Annotated in this window: 12 protein-coding genes and 1 tRNA gene; 10 read left to right on the top strand and 3 right to left on the bottom strand. The window is 71.0% G+C overall.

From position 1 onward, the window contains the following. Nucleotides 1-67: 67 nt before the first annotated feature. From pyk to ACFQWG_RS04570, 3 genes are all read left to right on the top strand, one after another. Nucleotides 68-1,513: a pyruvate kinase gene (gene pyk, locus ACFQWG_RS04580; protein ID WP_380972557.1), complete on the top strand. Its 1,446-nt coding sequence runs from the start codon at nt 68-70 to the stop codon at nt 1,511-1,513. Nucleotides 1,514-1,835: 322 nt separating this feature from the next. Further along, nucleotides 1,836-2,063, top strand: a complete 228-nt coding sequence (locus ACFQWG_RS04575) for a hypothetical protein (protein WP_380972554.1) — start codon at nt 1,836-1,838, stop codon at nt 2,061-2,063. A gap of 193 nt (nt 2,064-2,256) precedes the next feature. Beyond that, nucleotides 2,257-4,368, top strand: a complete 2,112-nt coding sequence (locus ACFQWG_RS04570; protein WP_380972552.1) for a heavy metal translocating P-type ATPase — start codon at nt 2,257-2,259, stop codon at nt 4,366-4,368. A 181-nt stretch (nt 4,369-4,549) separates the two neighbouring features. Here the strand turns inward: ACFQWG_RS04570 and ACFQWG_RS04565 are convergent. Beyond that, a tRNA-Leu gene (locus ACFQWG_RS04565) sits at nt 4,550-4,623 on the bottom strand. 64 nt (nt 4,624-4,687) lie between these two features. Between ACFQWG_RS04565 and ACFQWG_RS04560 the strand changes: the two genes are divergently transcribed. After that, complete coding sequence (locus tag ACFQWG_RS04560) at nt 4,688-5,278, top strand: ANTAR domain-containing response regulator (protein ID WP_380972550.1); 591 nt, start codon at nt 4,688-4,690, stop codon at nt 5,276-5,278. Between the two features lie 74 nt (nt 5,279-5,352). Here the strand turns inward: ACFQWG_RS04560 and ACFQWG_RS04555 are convergent, their stop codons facing one another. After that, complete coding sequence (locus tag ACFQWG_RS04555) at nt 5,353-5,823, bottom strand: PaaI family thioesterase (RefSeq protein WP_380972547.1); 471 nt, start codon at nt 5,821-5,823, stop codon at nt 5,353-5,355. A gap of 19 nt (nt 5,824-5,842) precedes the next feature. Between ACFQWG_RS04555 and polA the strand changes: the two genes are divergently transcribed. From polA to ACFQWG_RS04525, 6 genes are all read left to right on the top strand, one after another. Beyond that, entirely contained in the window at nt 5,843-8,599 is a 2,757-nt protein-coding gene (gene polA / locus ACFQWG_RS04550; RefSeq protein ID WP_380976224.1) for a DNA polymerase I, read from the top strand. A 131-nt stretch (nt 8,600-8,730) separates the two neighbouring features. Then, nucleotides 8,731-10,191: a 30S ribosomal protein S1 gene (gene rpsA / locus ACFQWG_RS04545; RefSeq protein ID WP_291497883.1), complete on the top strand. Its 1,461-nt coding sequence runs from the start codon at nt 8,731-8,733 to the stop codon at nt 10,189-10,191. A gap of 95 nt (nt 10,192-10,286) precedes the next feature. Then, nucleotides 10,287-11,618 carry a dephospho-CoA kinase gene (coaE, locus tag ACFQWG_RS04540; protein ID WP_380972545.1) on the top strand — a complete coding sequence of 444 codons (1,332 nt, stop codon included), beginning with the start codon at nt 10,287-10,289 and terminating at the stop codon, nt 11,616-11,618. 67 nt (nt 11,619-11,685) lie between these two features. Then, a complete protein-coding gene (gene uvrB / locus ACFQWG_RS04535) occupies nt 11,686-13,797 on the top strand; it encodes an excinuclease ABC subunit UvrB (protein WP_380972542.1) in 2,112 nt (703 codons plus the stop codon). 205 nt (nt 13,798-14,002) lie between these two features. After that, entirely contained in the window at nt 14,003-15,028 is a 1,026-nt protein-coding gene (locus ACFQWG_RS04530; RefSeq protein ID WP_380972540.1) for a TerC family protein, read from the top strand. Beyond that, nucleotides 15,029-17,425 (top strand): HAD-IC family P-type ATPase, encoded by a 2,397-nt coding sequence (locus tag ACFQWG_RS04525; RefSeq protein WP_380972538.1) that lies wholly within the window; start codon nt 15,029-15,031, stop codon nt 17,423-17,425. It abuts the gene before it with no gap. Here the strand turns inward: ACFQWG_RS04525 and ACFQWG_RS04520 are convergent. After that, nucleotides 17,373-17,657, bottom strand: coding sequence for a YciI family protein (locus tag ACFQWG_RS04520; protein ID WP_380972535.1), 285 nt, complete (start codon nt 17,655-17,657; stop codon nt 17,373-17,375). The genes ACFQWG_RS04525 and ACFQWG_RS04520 overlap by 53 nt on opposite strands. Between the last annotated feature and the right edge of the window lie 21 nt (nt 17,658-17,678).

Raw genomic sequence — 17,678 nt, 5'->3', positions numbered from 1 at the left:
GGTGGGGGCCTGAGCGGGGACGGGACCTTTCTCCCAGAGGGCCCCCGGTACCGGTAGACTGAATGCCATGCGCCGAGCGAAAATCGTATGCACACTGGGTCCGGCCACGGAATCACCGGAACAGGTCCAGGCACTGGTCGACGCGGGGATGGACGTGGCGCGGATCAACCGCTCCCACGGCACGACCGAGGAGCAGGAGGTCGTCATCGAGCGCATCCGGCGCGCGGCCTCGACCTCGGGCCGGGCGGTGGCCATTCTCGTGGACCTCCAGGGACCGAAGATCCGCCTGGAGACCTTCACGGACGGTCCCCAGCAGCTCAATGTGGGCGATGTCTTCACGATCACCATCGAGGACGTCGAGGGCACGAAGGAGCGCGTGGGAACGACCTTCAAGGGCCTCCCCGGGGACTGCAGCCCCGGCGATCTCCTGCTCATCGACGACGGCAACGTCGCGGTGCGCGTCGTCGAGGTCACTGGCACGGATGTGGTCACCCGCGTGGAGGTGCCCGGAGTGGTCTCGGACCACAAGGGCCTCAACCTTCCCGGCGTCGCCGTGTCGGTACCCGCCCTGTCGGAGAAGGACCGCGATGACCTGCGCTGGGGGCTGCGCATCGGCGCGGACTTCATCGCCTTGTCCTTCGTGCGCTCGGCCACCGACATCAATGACGTCCACCAGATCATGGACGAGGAGGGCGTCCACCGCCCGGTCATCGCGAAGATCGAGAAGCCGCAAGCCGTCGACGCCATCGAGGAGATCGTCGAGGCCTTCGACGGCATCATGGTCGCCCGCGGCGACCTGGGCGTGGAGATGCCCCTCGAGGCGGTCCCCCTGGTGCAGAAGCGCGCCATCGAGCTCGCCCGCCGGGCAGCGAAACCGGTGATCGTCGCCACGCAGGTGCTGGAGTCGATGATCAAGAACCCGCGGCCCACCCGCGCGGAGGCCTCCGACTGCGCGAACGCGATCCTGGACGGGGCGGACGCGGTGATGCTGTCGGGGGAGACCTCGGTGGGCGCCTACCCGATCGAGGCAGTGCGCACCATGGCCCGCATCGTGGAGAACACCGAGGAGAACGGCGGGGAGCGCATCGCCCCCCTGGGCGCCTACGTCGTCGACCGGGCCTCGGTGATCTGCGAGGCCGCGGCCCACGTGGGGGAGCGCCTGGACACGAAGTTCCTCGTGACCTTCACGCAGTCCGGCTCCTCGGCCCGGCGCCTGTCGCGTCTGCGCAGCCCGATCCCGATGCTCGCGTTCACTCCGCTGGAGGAGACCCGGCGCCAGCTCGCCCTGTCCTGGGGGGTGCAGACCTACCGGGTCCCGGCGGTCCGCCACACCGATGACATGGTGTGGCAGGTCGACCAGGTCGCTCAGTCGGCGCATCTGGCGGACCGGGGGGACAACCTGGTGATCGTCGCGGGGATGCCGCCGGGGATCTCCGGATCGTCGAACCTGGTCCGCGTGCACACCGTCGGCGATCAGGTCGACTATGTGATCGGGGGCTCGCAGGCGGAGTGATCCGCGGGAGCCGGGGTGGCGTCCGAGGGGCGCCGCCCCCTCCCGGCTCTCGTCGACGAGGGCGTCCCCGGCCGTCACGCCGATGTGCCAGGCCGTGGTCGGCAGACGTGATCCGCAGTGCGGCGGACGGCGCGCTTGCCCGATGGCGGCGGGCATGGAATAATGAACTCTTCGGTTGCGTTCAACCGAATGGTGTCCCACTTCGAGGCCCGACGGCGAGAGCCTGGAGGCAGGACGCGAATAATGCGTGAGCTGCCGCTGGTTGCCTGTGCTCCATCTGCACATACCAGCGACGGCGTCCGAGGAAGAGGAAGGAGAAGAGATGATGATGAATACGATGGACATGCCGCAGACGGTATCCGTCCACGACCGCCACAGCGGGCGTCAGGCCAACAACGTGTTGGCCGACCATTTGGCGGACGCGGTGCGTCCCTGGTTCGAGGACTGGTCGGACGCTGATATCCGCAATGCGATCGAGGCCCTGCGCGAGCCGGGACGACGCGAGGCGGCCGCCGACTATCTCGGCCTGGAGCTGATTCCAGCGGCCTGAGGAACTGCGATCGCCACGCTCGTGGTGTGATCGCACGGGGAGAGGCCCGGCGCCGAAGGGCGCCGGGCCTCTCCCCGTGCGTCGAGGGAGTCCTCATGGCTGACGTCTGAGCGCATCCTCTCGCCATCAGATACCCCCTGGGGGTATAGTGGCGTCGGGTGCGGCGACCGATCGGCCCGAGGAGGAGAACGACGTGCACGACGAGGACGCTCACGATGGAACCGCCGGCCACGCCGGGATGGCGGACCACGCCCACATGGACCACGCCCACATGAGCCATGGGGGAGGCGAACACGGGAGCATGGGGCGCGTCGGTCACGGCGGGCACGTCGCCGGGTTCCGGCGGCTCTTCTGGATCATGCTCGCCCTCGCGCTGCCGGTCGTCGGGTTCTCCCCGGCATTCGCGATGATCGCGGGCTACACAGTGCCCGCCACGGGACCGATCCTCTGGATCCCGCCGGTCGTCGGCACGGCGATGTACCTGTGGGGCGGCCGGCCGTTCCTGACGGGCGCGGTCTCGGAACTCCGCTCCCGCCGGCCGGGGATGATGACGCTGATCGCATTGGCGATCACGGTCGCCTTCCTCGCCTCCTGGGGCGCGGACCTCGGCATCCTCGACGACGCGCTCGACTTCTGGTGGGAGCTCGCCCTCCTCATCGTCATCATGCTCCTGGGCCACTGGATCGAGATGCGCTCCCTGGCCCAGACGACGTTGGCGCTGGACTCCCTGGCGGCGTTGCTCCCGGACCAGGCGGAACGGATCGAGGGGTCGGCCACCGTCACGGTCCCCCCGGACGAGCTGGCTGTCGGGGATGTCGTGGTGGTCCGCCCAGGCGGCCGGGTACCAGCCGATGGCGTGGTCGTCGCGGGAACCGCCGCCCTCGACGAGTCGACGATCACCGGCGAGTCGCGCCCGGTCCGGAGGACGCAGGGCGATCCGGTGGTGGCCGGCACGGTGGCGACCGACTCGGGGCTCCGGGTGAGGGTCGGCGCGGTCGGCGACGACACGGCGCTGGCCGGCATCCGGCGCCTCGTGGCCGACGCTCAGAACTCGACGTCGCGCGCGCAGCGGATCGCCGACCGCGCTGCGGCGCTGTTGTTCTGGTTCGCCCTGGCCGCGGCGGCGATCACGGCGGCGGTCTGGGCGCTCGCCGGGCGGCCGGACGACGCGGTGATCCGAGCCATCACGGTCCTGGTCATCGCCTGCCCGCACGCCCTCGGGCTCGCCATCCCCCTGGTCGTCTCGATCGCCACGGAGCGGGCGGCCCGCGTCGGCATCCTCGTCAAGGACCGGCTGGCGCTGGAGCGGATGCGCACCGTCGACACCGTGCTCTTCGATAAGACGGGCACGCTCACCCTGGGCACGCCGGTGGTCACGGATGTCCTGGCGTCCCCGGGCGCCGACCTCGACGCCGGGGCCCTCATCGCGCTCGCCGCGGCCGCCGAGTCCGACTCCGAGCATCCGCTCGCCCGGGCGATCCTCGTCGAGGCCGACCGGCGCCGAGCGCGCCCGCACCCGGCCTCGGACTTCCAGTCGTCTCCGGCGCTCGGCGTCAGGGCCACGGTGGACGGGCGGGTCGTCGAGGTCGGGGGCCCCGCCCTGCTGGCGCGCGACGGTCTCGCGCCGCTCGGGGCGGCGGCCGGGTGGGACGCCAGAGGCGCGACGGTGCTGCACGTGGTCCTCGACGGGCGTGTGGCGGGGGCGATCGCGCTGGCCGACGGGGTGCGTCCCGAGTCCCGTCGTGCGGTCGGGTCATTGCGCGCCCGGCATCTCCGCGTCGTGATGGTCACCGGAGATGCGGAGGCGGTGGCGGCCTCGGTCGCCGGGGAACTCGGGATCGACCGCTACGCCGCGGGTGTGCGGCCGCAGGACAAGGCCTCCGTCGTGTCCGCCCTTCAGGAGGAGGGCCGTACGGTCGCGATGGTCGGGGACGGCGTGAACGACGCGCCCGCGCTGGCGACAGCCGATGTCGGCATCGCGATCGGGGCGGGCACGGATGTCGCGATCGCCTCGGCCGGGGTGATCCTGGCCGGCGACGACCCGCGATCGGTCCTCTCAGTCATCGAGCTGTCGCGCGCCGCCTACCGGAAGATGCGGCAGAACCTGTGGTGGGCGGCCGGGTACAACCTGGTCGCGGTGCCCCTCGCGGCCGGGGTGCTCGCGCCGATCGGGTTCGTCCTGCCGATGTCGGTGGGCGCGATCCTCATGTCGCTGTCCACGGTCATCGTCGCCCTCAACGCCCAGGTCCTGCGCCGCCTCGACCTGCGGCCTGACGCCGAGGCGGAGGGGGCGGCGGGCGAGTGAGAAACCGCACGATCCGCGCCCATCGGGGGCGGAGGGACGCGCGTTTTCGCTGGCCGGCCCGCGCAGCGCGAGATCGCGAGCGTGCCACGCCGCGTGCCGCACGTCCTGCGCGAGACCGATGGGTCCGTGCCTTGGGCCCACGTCTTCGCAGGTCATGAGCTGTTCTGATACTCTTGGGGGGTACCCCGGGTGGGATTCGAACCCACAACAAGCCGGGTTTGAGCCGACCGCCTCTGCCAGTTGGGCTACCGGGGCTGCACGTGAGCGCGGACCCAAGGATAGGATAGCGTCCGTTGAGCGAACAACTTGAGGATCACAGATGACTGCAGATGAGAGCGCACCCCGCAGGGTGCTGGTGGCTGAGGACGAGACCCTCATCCGCCTGGATATTGTCGAGACGCTGACGGGCGCGGGCTATGAGGTCGTCGCCGAGGCCGGGGACGGCGAGGAAGCCGTCAAGCTCGCCCTCGAGTTCGAGCCCGACCTGTGCGTCATGGACGTCAAGATGCCGAAGATGGACGGCATCACGGCTGCCGAGAAGATCCTCAAGGAGATCTCGTGCGCCGTGGTCATGCTGACGGCCTTCAGCCAGACGGAGCTGGTGGAGCGCGCTCGCGACGCGGGCGCGATGGCCTACGTCGTCAAGCCGTTCAGCCCGGCCGACCTGATTCCCGCGGTCGAGATCGCGGTGTCGCGCCACCAGGAGATCGAGTCCCTGGAGGACCAGATCGCCGACCTGCAGGAGCGCTTCGAGACCCGCAAGCGCGTCGACCGCGCGAAGGGCCTCCTCATGAAGAACATGGGGATGAGCGAGCCGGAGGCCTTCCGCTGGATCCAGAAGACCTCGATGGACCGCAGGCTGTCGATGCGCGAGGTGGCCGACGCCGTCATCGACCAGGTCAACGACTGACGCCGACACCTTCCGCGTCCGGTCGGGCGCAGCTGAGGGGGCTCCCCGGCCGATCCGGCCGGGGAGCCCCCTCGTCATGAGGGAGGAGCGGCGACCACGCGGTTCGACACGCGGGCGCTGGAGATGAGACGCCCCTCCTCGTCGGTGATGTCGACGAGGTGGACGGTGGAGGTGCGCCCGAGGTGGAGGGCGCGCGCGGTGGCGGTGACACGCCCGCCGGTCCCGGGACGCACGTGCGAGATCGAGAGCTCCACGCCGACGGCCCGCGCGGAGGCGCCGGAGACGCGCCGGGCGTGCTCGGCGGCGGCCAGCGACGCGGCCGTCTCGGCAAGGGCGGCCGAGGCCCCGCCGTGGAGGACGCCGGCGGTCTGGAGGTTGCCCTCCAGCGGCATGATGAGCACGGCGCGCTCCGGGGACACGGCGACGACCTCGACGCCCATGCGTTCCATGAGGGTGCCCCGCCATGCCCCGGCCAGGGGCGCGGGTCCGGGGCGCGGCGTCTGAGGGCCCGCCAGGGGGGTGTCGCGGGGATGAGAGCTTGCCATGGACCTTAGGGTGGCACATGTGGAGCACACCGACACGGACCACCCGGACACACTGCTGATCATCGACGGCCATTCGATGGCCTTCCGCGCCTTCTACGCCCTGCCGGCCGACACGTTCACGACGACCACGGGCCAGCACACGAACGCGGTGTACGGCTTCGTCACGATGCTCCTCAAGCTGCTGGAGATGGAGAGGCCCACGCGCGTGGCGGTCGCCTTCGACGTCTCGCGCCACTCCTTCCGCACGGAGGAGTACCCGGAGTACAAGGGCACGCGAGGTGAGACCCCGCCGGAGTTCATCGGCCAGGTGGAGCTCATCGGCGAGGTCCTGGACGCGATGGGGATCCGCCGGCTCACCAGGGACGGCTACGAGGCGGACGACATCCTGGCCACGCTGGCCACCGAGGCGGCCGCGCGCGGGTGGGACGTGCTGGTGGCCTCCGGCGACCGCGACTCTTTCCAGCTGATCTCCGATCGCGTCACCGTCCTCTATCCGGGCCAAGGGCCCGGCGACCTCCGCGAGATGACGCCCGAGGCGGTCCAGGAGAAGTACGGTCTGCCGCCGGCCCAGTACCCGGAGCTCGCGGCGCTGGTGGGGGAGACCTCCGACAACCTGCCGGGCGTTCCCGGGGTCGGGCCGAAGACCGCGGCGCAGTGGCTGGCCAAGTTCGGCGGCCTGGAGAACCTGCTGGCCCGCGCCGACGAGGTCGGGGGCAAGCGCGGCCAGGCGCTGCGCGACAACCTCGAGGAGGTGCGGCGCAACCGGAGGCTCAACCACCTCCTGACCGATCTGGACCTCGGCGTGGATGTCGAGGACCTGCGTCGGGGCCCCACGGACCGGCGCGCCGTCGAGGACCTCTTCGACGTCCTCGAGTTCACGGGGCTCCGCCGCAGGGTCCTGTCGGCCGCCGACATCGGGCTCGTCGCCGAGGAGGCCGCCGGGAACGGGTCTTCCGATGCCGCGGGGCCCCAGGAGGGCGACGGCGACGCGGAGGCGCGCGAGGACCTCTCCCTCACGGTCGTGGGCCCCGGCACCGACGTCTCGGAATGGACGGCGCGAGTCGTGGGTCCCGCGGGCCTGTGGATCGACGGATCGCGCCGCCCGGGCAGCGGGGACGCCGAACGCCTGGCGCTGGCCGACGGCACGCGGGTCCTCGTCGCCGAGACCTCCGACCTGGAACCCGGCCAGGAGGCCGTGGTGGGCGAGTTCCTCGCGGATTGTCCCGGTCTCGTGGTCCACGACGGCAAGGGCACGTGGCACGCGTTGCGCGGGCGGGGCTGGACCATGCACGCCCCGGCCTTCGACGTCGAGCTGGCCGCCTACCTCATCCGCCCCGAGCAGCGCGGCTACGCCATGGAGACCCTGGTCCAGCGCTATCTCGGCCGCGCGCCCGACCCGGCGGCCGCATCCGACGCGCTCTTCGAGCTGGGGGGCCCCGCCCCCGACGAGCCCGAGGCCCCGACCTCGGCCCAGACCGCGGCCGCGCGGGCGGCGTGGGCGTGCGTCGAGCTGTCGACCGCTCTGGCCGCGCTCCTCGAGGAGCACGAGGAGTCGCATCTCATGGGCGAGGTGGAGCTCCCGTTGCAAGGCGTCCTGGCGCGCATGGAGGACACCGGCATCGCGATGGACCCCGGGGTCCTCGACACGCTCCGCGGCGAGTTGTCCTCCGGGGTCGAGCGCGCCGCCTCCGAGGCGTACAAAGCGATCGGGAGGCAGGTCAATCTCTCCAGCCCCAAGCAACTGCAGGAGGTCCTCTTCGATCAACTGAAGCTGCCGTACACGAAGAAGACGAAGACCGGCTACACGACGAACGCCGAGGCGCTCCAGGAGCTCTGGGTGCGCACGCAGGAGCCCTTCCTCGAGCACCTCCTCACCCACCGGGACCGGATCAAGCTGCTTCAGATGGTCGAGAGCCTGCAGGCCGCGATCTCGCCGGACGGCCGGATCCACACGACGTTCTCGCAGGTGGTGGCCGCTACGGGGCGGCTCGCCTCCTCGGACCCGAATCTGCAGAACATCCCTGCGCGCACCGCCGACGGGCGGCGCATCCGTCACGCCTTCGTGGCGGGGAGGGGTTTCGAGTCGCTGCTGTCGGCGGACTACTCCCAGATCGAGATGCGGATCATGGCCCACCTGTCCCGCGACGCCGGCCTCATCGAGGCCTTCAACTCCGGGGAGGACCTCCACCGCACGATGGCCTCGATGGTCTTCGGGACCCCGGTCGAGGAGGTCTCGCCCGACCAGCGCACGCGCATCAAGGCGACGTCCTACGGCCTGGCGTACGGCCTGTCCTCCTACGGCCTGTCCCAACAGCTGGGGATCCCGGTGCCGGAGGCCGCCGAGCTCCGGGAGCGGTACTTCGAGCGGTTCGGCGGCGTGCGCGACTACCTCGCCGGCCTCGTCGCCCAGGCCAGGCGCGACGGGTACACGCAGACGATGTTCCATCGCCGGCGCTATCTGCCGGACCTGAGCTCGGAGAACCGGCAGCGCCGCGAGATGGCGGAGCGGGCCGCGCTCAACGCCCCCATCCAGGGTTCCGCCGCCGACATCATCAAGATCGCGATGGTGCGCGTGGATGCGGCGCTGCGTGAGGCGGGGCTCTCCTCGCGGCTGCTCCTGCAGATCCACGACGAGCTCATCGTCGAGGTCGCCCCCGGGGAGGTCGGGGACGTCACCCGCATCGTCTCGGAGGGGATGGCCTCCCCGGTCCATATGGACGTGCCGCTCGAGGTCGCGATCGGGGTCGGGCGCTCATGGATGGAAGCCGCCCACTGAACGGGTTCTTCGGGGACACGCCACCTGCTAGACTCAACCCGGTGTGCGCGCATCCGCCCGGTCCGCCCGCGCGGCGCGCGCCCGCTGGTTCTGTCCACCTACTACATCGTCCGTCCGGAGAACACAACTACATGACCACCTCCACCGCGCAACCGAGCACCGGCACTCCTCAGGTTGCAGTGAACGACATCGGGTCCGAGGAGGACCTGCTTGCCGCCATCGACAAGACCATCAAGTACTTCAATGATGGCGACATCGTCGAGGGCACAGTCGTCAAGGTCGACCACGATGAGGTCCTCCTCGACATCGGGTACAAGACCGAAGGCGTCATCCTCTCCCGCGAGTTGTCCATCAAGCACGATGTCGACCCCGACGACGTCGTCTCCGTGGGCGATGAGATCGAGGCGCTCGTCCTCCAGAAGGAGGACAAGGAAGGGCGTCTGCTCCTGTCCAAGAAGCGCGCCCAGTACGAGCGCGCCTGGGGCAAGATCGAGAAGATCAAGGAGGAGGACGGCGTCGTCACCGGCACCGTCATCGAGGTCGTCAAGGGCGGCCTGATCCTGGACATCGGACTGCGCGGGTTCCTCCCCGCCTCCCTCGTGGAGATGCGCCGCGTGCGCGACCTCCAGCCCTACATCGGGCGCGAGCTCGAGGCGAAGATCATCGAGCTGGACAAGAACCGCAACAACGTGGTGCTCTCACGCCGCGCGTGGCTCGAGCAGACCCAGTCGGAGGTCCGCACGAACTTCCTCCACACCCTGCAGAAGGGGCAGGTCCGCAAGGGCACGGTCTCCTCGATCGTCAACTTCGGCGCCTTCGTCGACCTCGGCGGCGTGGACGGCCTGGTGCACGTCTCCGAGCTCTCCTGGAAGCACATCGACCATCCCTCCGAGGTCGTCGAGGTCGGCCAGGAGGTCACGGTCGAGGTCCTCGACGTCGACCTGGACCGGGAGCGCGTGTCGCTGTCGCTCAAGGCCACCCAGGAGGATCCGTGGCAGGCCTTCGCCCGCACCCACGCGATCGGGCAGGTCGTGCCGGGCAAGGTCACGAAGCTGGTCCCCTTCGGCGCGTTCGTCCGCGTCGAGGACGGCATCGAGGGCCTGGTCCACATCTCCGAGCTGGCGCAGCGCCACGTCGACCTTCCCGAGCAGATCGTCAAGGTCGGCGAGGAGGTCTTCGTCAAGGTCATCGACATCGACCTGGAGCGCCGCCGCATCTCGCTGTCGCTCAAGCAGGCCAACGAGGGCGTCGATCCGAACTCCGACGAGTTCGACCCGTCGCTGTACGGCATGGCCACGGAGTACGACGAGAACGGCAACTACAAGTACCCCGAGGGCTTCGACCCGGAGACCCAGGAGTGGATGGAGGGCTACGAGGCCCAGCGCGAGGCGTGGGAGGCCGAGTACGCGGAGGCCCAGGCCCGCTGGGAGGCCCACAAGGCCCAGGTCGCGCGCGCACTGGACCGCGATCGCGAGTCGGTGGGCTCCGTCGAGGATCAGGCCTCCTACTCCACGCCGGTCGACAACACCGGGACTCTGGCCTCCGACGAGGCCCTGGCTGCGCTGCGTGAGAAGCTCACCAGCAACAGCTGATCCGGTGTCGGGCCAGCCGGGAGGCGGCGCCTGACGGACGCGGTCGCGGGCACCTCCCCTCGGGGCGGTGCCCGCGACCGTCTCGTCATGGCATCATGGGCGCCGGGTGGACGGACGATGGGAGGGCGGACGCAGTGCTGGTGCTGGTGACGGCGTTCGAGCCCTTCGGGGGGCTCGCGGCGAACGCCTCGTGGGAGGCGGCGTCGCGTCTCCCGGATGCGGTGCCCGACGGGTCGGGCGGCCAGGTCCATGTCAGCCGTGCCCGGCTCCCGGTCTCCTTCGCCCGCGCCGGGACGAGGATCGTCGAGCTCATGGACGACCTGCGCCCGGATGCGGTGGTCTGCGCGGGCGTCGCCCGGGGGCGGCGGACGGTGACCGTCGAGCGGCGCGCGGTCAACACGATGACGGGCCGGATCCCCGACAACGACGGGTTCCGCCCCGACGGGGAGCCGGTGCTCCGCGGGGAGGCGGACCGGCTGAGCGCGACGCTGCCGGTGGACGACCTGGTCGGCGCCGTCCGCGCCGTAGGCGTCTCGGCCGATCCCAGCGAGGATGCAGGCCTCTTCGTCTGCAACGCGACCTACTACCGCGCGCTCGCCCAGGCGGGCGTCCGGGCGGCCGAGGGCGGTGTCCGTGTCCCGGGCGTCGTCTTCGTCCATGTGCCCGGCGAGGAGACGCTGCCGCCCGGCCGGTGCGCTCGAGCGCTTCGGGCGGTGGTGGAGGAGACGGCCCGCGGTCTGCGGGCGGGCGCGTCGACGGGGTCCGGAGGAGCGAGCGCGGTGCTCGCGCGCGGCGGCGCTGCCGCCACGCGGCTGCGGTCCCTCTCGCGCGCCGAGGGCCGGGCCCTGCGCCTCGGGATCTCCGGCGGCGTGGGGGCCGGGAAGTCGACGGTCGCCGAGGTGTTCCGGCGTCGCGGCGCCGTCGTGGCCGACGCCGACGAGCTGTCGCGACGGGTCGTCGAACCGGGGGCACCGGGTCTCGCCCAGGTGGTCCGGGCCTTCGGCGGCAGGGTCCTGCGACCGGATGGGACGCTCGATCGGGGGGCCCTGGCGCGCCTCGTGTTCTCCGACCCACGGGCGCGGGCCCGCCTCGAGGGCATCGTCCACCCCCTGGTGGGACGCGCCGCGCGGGCGGAGCTCGCCGGGGCGCCCGCGGGGGGGATGGCCGTCTACGACGTCCCGCTGCTGGCGGAGACGGGGATGCAGGGCGTCTTCGACGCGGTCCTCATGGTCGACGCTCCGCTGGAGGCGAGGCTGGACCGGCTGCGCGCGCGGGGGGTGGAGCCCGGTGACGCCCGGCGCCGCATCGCCGCGCAGGCGGGCACCGATCGGCGCCGGGCGCTCGCCTCGATCTGGATCGACAACGCCGGCACCGCCGAGGACCTGGCCGCGGTGACGGAGGACGTCATCGACCGTTGGCTCACGTGAGGGGCCCGGCTTCCCGGCGGCGGGGCCGCCCTCGAAGATGCCCATGGCGTGGCCTACGGTGGGACGCATGAGCACGAACACGCGTGTCCTGCGCCAGGAGAACCCGTTCCAGGTCGTCTCGGACTACTCGCCCGCAGGCGACCAGCCCACCGCGATCGACGAGCTGGCCGAGCGCCTCCAGGCGGGGGAGCAGGACGTCGTCCTCATGGGCGCGACGGGGACCGGGAAGACGGCCACGGCGGCCTGGCTCATCGAACGCGTCCAGCGTCCGACCCTGGTCATGGAGCCGAACAAGACGCTGGCGGCCCAGCTCGCCGCCGAATTCCGCGACCTCCTGCCCCGCAACGCGGTCGAGTACTTCGTCTCCTACTACGACTACTACCAGCCGGAGGCCTACGTCCCCCAGACCGACACCTACATCGAGAAGGACTCCTCGATCAACGACGAGGTCGAGAGGCTGCGCCACTCCGCGACGAACTCCCTGCTCACCCGGCGGGACACGGTGGTCGTGTCCTCGGTGTCCTGCATCTACGGCCTGGGCACGCCCGAGGAATACGTCGCGCGCATGGTCGAGCTCTCCCGGGGGATGCGCATCGACCGCGACCACCTGCTGAGGTCCTTCGTCGACATGCAGTACGCCCGCAACGACCTGGCGTTCACCCGGGGCACGTTCCGGGTGCGCGGGGACACGATCGAGATCATCCCCGTCTACGAGGAGCTCGCGATCCGCATCGAGATGTTCGGCGACGAGGTCGACGGGCTCGCCGTCCTGCATCCGCTGACGGGCGACGTCATCCGCGAGGTCGACCAGGTCGACATCTTCCCCGCCTCCCACTACGTGGCAGGCGAGGAGCGCATGGCCCGAGCCATCAGCGGCATCGAGGAGGAGCTGACGGACCGCGTCGCCTGGTTCGAGTCCCAGGGGAAGCTGCTCGAGGCCCAGCGGCTGCGCATGCGCACCACCTACGACCTGGAGATGATGCGGGAGATCGGAACCTGCTCGGGCATCGAGAATTACTCCCGCCACATCGACGGGCGTGGGCCCGGCACCCCGCCCCACACGCTGCTCGACTACTTCCCCGACGACTTCCTGCTCATCATCGACGAGTCCCACGTCACCGTCCCGCAGATCGGGGGCATGTTCGAGGGCGACATGTCGCGCAAGCGGACGCTGGTCGACCACGGGTTCCGCCTCCCCTCCGCCATGGACAACCGGCCCCTGAAATGGGATGAGTTCCAGGAGCGCATCGGGCAGACCATCTACCTGTCCGCCACCCCCGGGCCCTATGAGCTCGAACGCTCCGACGGGGTCGTCGAGCAGATCATCCGGCCGACCGGGCTGGTGGATCCGAAGATCGTCGTCAAACCCACCGAGGGGCAGATCGACGACCTGCTCGAGCAGGTGCGCGCGCGCGCCGAACGCGACGAGCGGGTCCTGGTGACGACGCTGACGAAGAAGATGGCAGAGGACCTCACCACCTATCTCGCCGAGCGCGGCGTGCGCGTGGAGTATCTGCACTCCGATGTGGACACCCTCCGGCGCGTGGAGCTGCTGCGCGAGCTGCGCCAGGGCAAGTTCGACGTCCTCGTCGGCATCAACCTGCTGCGGGAGGGCCTGGACCTGCCGGAGGTTTCCCTTGTGTCGATCCTGGACGCCGACAAGGAGGGGTTCCTCCGCTCGACCCGTTCACTCATCCAGACCATCGGGCGCGCGGCGCGCAACGTGTCGGGCGAGGTCCACATGTACGCCGATGAGATCACCGACTCGATGCGGGCGGCCATCGACGAGACCGAACGACGCCGCGCCCGGCAGATCGCCTACAACACCGAGCACGGCCTGGATCCCCAGCCGCTGCGCAAGAAGATCTCCGACGTCACGGACATGCTCGCCCGGGAGCAGATCGACACCGAGGCGCTCCTCGCCGGCGGCTACCGGCGGGAGCGCTCCGGCCGTCCGATCGGTCATGCTCGGGCGTCGGAGGAGACGCTGGCCGACGCCCGGAGCGCCCGGGAGCGTCTGGGCCGCGCAGCCGAGGAGGATCTCGTCGCCCTCATCGAGGATCTGTCCGCCCAGATGCGAGCCGCCGCGGAGGACCTGCAATTCGAGGTCGCGGCGCGCCTGCGCGACGAGGTCGCCGACCTGAAGAAGGAGCTGCGCCAGATGCGCCGGGCGAATTGAACGGCCGGGCGTGCCCGGGAGGGAGGGGGCGGCCTGGCCGGGGTAGACTGGTGCCCCGAGGGGAGTAATCCCGACAAGCGCGACGCCGTCATCTCGGCTGATCGGTCCCGGCTCCGCCGGACACGGACTGCTCGGCGTCGCCACCCGGCACCTGGCGGGTGGGAACAGACCTCGATCAGGCTCCCACAATCCGAGAGGTTCTCCGTTGCAAGTACACGTGCTGGGCTGGATCGGCCTTGCCATCGTCGTCATCGCTCTCATCACCGTCGACATGGTCGGCCATGTCCGGAAGGCCCACGCCCCCACGATGAAGGAGGCGGCGACGTGGACGCTCGGCTACGTCGCACTGGCCCTGGCCTTCGGGCTCGTCATCTGGGGGGTTTACGGCGGCGCCTACGCCGGTGAGTACTACGCGGGGTGGATGACCGAATGGTCGCTCTCGCTGGACAACCTGTTCGTGTTCATCATCATCATGAACTCCTTCCGGGTACCCCGCGAGTACCAGCAGAAGGCGCTGATGTGCGGCATCATCATCGCCCTCGTTCTGCGTCTCATCTTCATCCTCATCGGCGCCGCCCTCATCGAGCGCTTCTCCTGGATCTTCTTCCTCTTCGGCGCCTGGCTGCTGTGGACCGCCTACTCCCAGGTGCGCCAGGGAACCGGGGTGGAGGAGCCGGAGGGAGAGGAGTACCGCGAGAACAAGTTCGTCCGCACGATCCGCCGCGTCTTCCCCGTCACGGACGGCTTCGTCGGCGACCGCTTCCTCCACCGCCACGGCGGCAAGACCTACCTCACGCCGCTGCTGCTCGTCGTGCTGGCGCTGGGCTCCGCCGACCTCATGTTCGCCTTCGACTCGATCCCCGCCATCTTCGGGCTGACCAAGGAGGCCTACCTGGTCTTCGCCTGCAACGCCTTCGCGCTGCTGGGGCTGCGCCAGCTCTACTTCCTCATCGACGGGCTCATGGAGCGCCTGGTCTACCTCCACTACGGGCTGGCCGTGATCCTCGCCTTCATCGGCGCGAAGCTGATCCTCCATGCGCTGCACGAGAACACGCTGCCCTTCATCAACGGCGGGCAGGGGCTGGAAGGGGTCCCCGACATCGGCATCCCCGTGTCGCTCGGCGTCATCGCGGGGACCCTCGTCATCACGGTCCTCGCCTCGGTGCTGAGATCGCGGTCCCTGCGGCAGTCGGAGGCGGCGGCGACCGAGGACGTCCTCACGGAGCGCTGAGTGGAGACCGGGCTCACCGCGGCGCAGGTCGAGGGACGCCGGCGCCTGGGACGCACGAATGCCGTGCGGTCCCAGACGTCGCGGTCGCTGGCCTCCATCGCGAGGGCGAACCTGGTGACGCTGTTCAACGCGATCCTGCTGATCGCGGTCGCCGTGGTGTTGGCCGTCGGCGAGCCCCAGGACGCCGTGTTCGGCTTCGTCATGGCGCTCAACGCGGTCATCGGGATCGTCTCCGAGTACCGGGCGGCCCGCACCTTGGACTCGCTGGCGATCCTCGACCAGCCCCGGGCGGCCGTCGTCCGAGACGGATCGGACGTCACGGTCCCGGTCGCCGACATCGTCCTCGACGACGTCGTCCACCTGGGACTCGGAGACCAGATCCCGGTGGACGGGACGCTCTTGGAGGCGCACGGCCTGGAGGTCGACGAGTCCCTGCTCACCGGCGAGTCCGCCCCCGTCCCGCATGCGGAGGGGGACCGGGTCCTCGCCGGGACCGCGGTGGTGGCCGGGCGGGCGCTGCTCCGCGCGACGGAGGTCGGCGAGGGCACCTACGCGCAGTCGCTGACCCGCCAGGCCCGGCGGTTCTCCCTGGCCGCATCCGAGATCCAGCAGGGCACGGATGCGGTGCTGCGCGTCATCTCATGGGCGATCCTCCCCGTCGTCGTCCTCATGGTGTGGTCCCAGACGCGGGTCGCGGGGGGAACGGACTGGCGCCACGCGCTGGTCCTGGCGGTGGCCGGTGTCGTCGGCATGATCCCGCAGGGGCTCGTGCTGCTCACGTCCATGAACTTCGCCCTGGGCTCGGCGACGCTGGCGCGCCGGGGCGTCCTCGTCCAGGAACTCCCCGCGATCGAGGTCCTCGCCCGGGTCGACGCCCTGTGCGTCGACAAGACGGGGACCCTGACGACGGGCGGCGTGCGGGTCCGCTCGATCACCGGCGCCGCGGGGGGAGGCGCTCCGTCCCCGTGGGCCAGGGACGCCCTCGCCCATCTGGGCGCGCCGCGGGACAACGCGACGTCGCGCGCGATCGCCGACGTCCTGGGGCCGCCGGACGTTCCGGCGCCCGGGTCGGGACGGGAGTGGTCGGTCGCCTTCTCCTCGGCGCACAAGTGGGCCGCCTGGGGGGACGGGCGCGCGGCGTGGGCGCTCGGAGCCCCGGAGATCGTGCTCGACGAGGCCGACCCGCGGGGCCGCGCGGCGCTGGAGCGCGCCGGATCCTGGGCGGGGGAGGGCCTTCGCGTCGTCGCGCTCGTGCGCGCTCCGGCGGCCTCGGCGCCCCAGGAGGCGCGCCTCCCCGGAGGGCGCGTCCCCGAGGCGCTCGTGGTCCTCGAGGAGGAGCTGCGCGCCGACGCTCCGCAGGCACTCTCCTACTTCGCGGACCAGGGCGTCGGCGTGCGCGTGATCTCGGGGGACAATCCAATGACGGCGGGGACACTCGCGCGGGCGGCGGGACTCAGACGAGGAGACGGGGGCGCCCTGCGGATCTGCGATGCGCGGACGCTTCCCGAGGACGCCGGGTCCGAGGCCTTCGCCGTCGCCGTGGAGTCCCACGACGTGTTCGGGAGGGTCACCCCGGAGCAGAAGCGCGCCATGGTGCGCGCCCTGCAGCGTCGGGGCCACACGGTGGCGATGACGGGCGACGGTGTCAACGACACGCTGGCGCTCAAGGACGCGGACCTGGGGATCGCGATGGGCAACGGGGCGTCGGCGACGAAGGCGGTCGCCCAGGTGGTGCTCGTGGGCAGCGAGTTCTCCGTCCTGCCCGGCGTCGTCGCGGAGGGACGGCGGATCCTGGCGAACATGGAACGCGTGTCGTCCCTGTTCCTGGCGAAGACGACCTATGCGGCGGTGATCGCGGTGCTGGCGGCGGTCGCCGGATGGACGTACCCCTTCCTGCCGCGCCACTTCACCTACATCGACGCGTTCACCATCGGAATCCCCGCGTTTGTCATCGCCCTGGGCCCCAACACACGCCGGTACCTGCCCGGTTTCCTGCGGCGGACCCTGTCGTTGGCGGTCCCGGCGGGACTGGCGCTGTCCGCGGCGGCGCTGGGAGCCTACGCCCTGGCTGGACCGGGAACCGCGGCCGGGCAGACCCTGGCTGCGCTGACGCTCATCACCGGGGCGCTGTGGCTCGTCTCGATCACGGCCCGGCCGCTGGTCCCCTGGCGCGCGGCGCTGCTGGCCGCGATGGCGGGCGGGGCCGTCGCGGGCGTGTCGATCCCGCTCACGCGGGGCTTCTTCGCCCTCGAATGGCCGGAGCCGGGGCAGTGGCTCGTCGTCGGCGCGCTCGGAGCGGCGGCCTGCCTGGCGATCGAGGTCTGCCACCGGCTCGGGGGCCGCCTCAGGCCAGGTCGCCCACGACGGGATCCCAGCCCCGGGCCTCCCGACGGGTGATCAGGCCGGCCACGTGGAAGGGGTCCTCGGCCACGGCGTCGAGCGCGTCCTGGGCGGACTCGGCCCGGATGAGGAGCAACGCGCCGGGGGCGCCGTCCGTCCACGGCCCCGAGGCGAGATCGACGCCCGCGCGGTGGAGGGCACCGAGATGGGCACGGTGCTCGGGGCGCAGGCGGGCGATCTCGTCGAGGCGCGAGGTGTCATAGGTGTAGGTGATCGCATAGAGTGCCATGGGCCCCACCGTACCCGCCCG

Source organism: Schaalia naturae (assembly GCF_042665795.1).
Classification (GTDB): domain Bacteria; phylum Actinomycetota; class Actinomycetes; order Actinomycetales; family Actinomycetaceae; genus Pauljensenia; species Pauljensenia naturae.
This window is presented reverse-complemented; position numbering and strand designations above follow the sequence as displayed.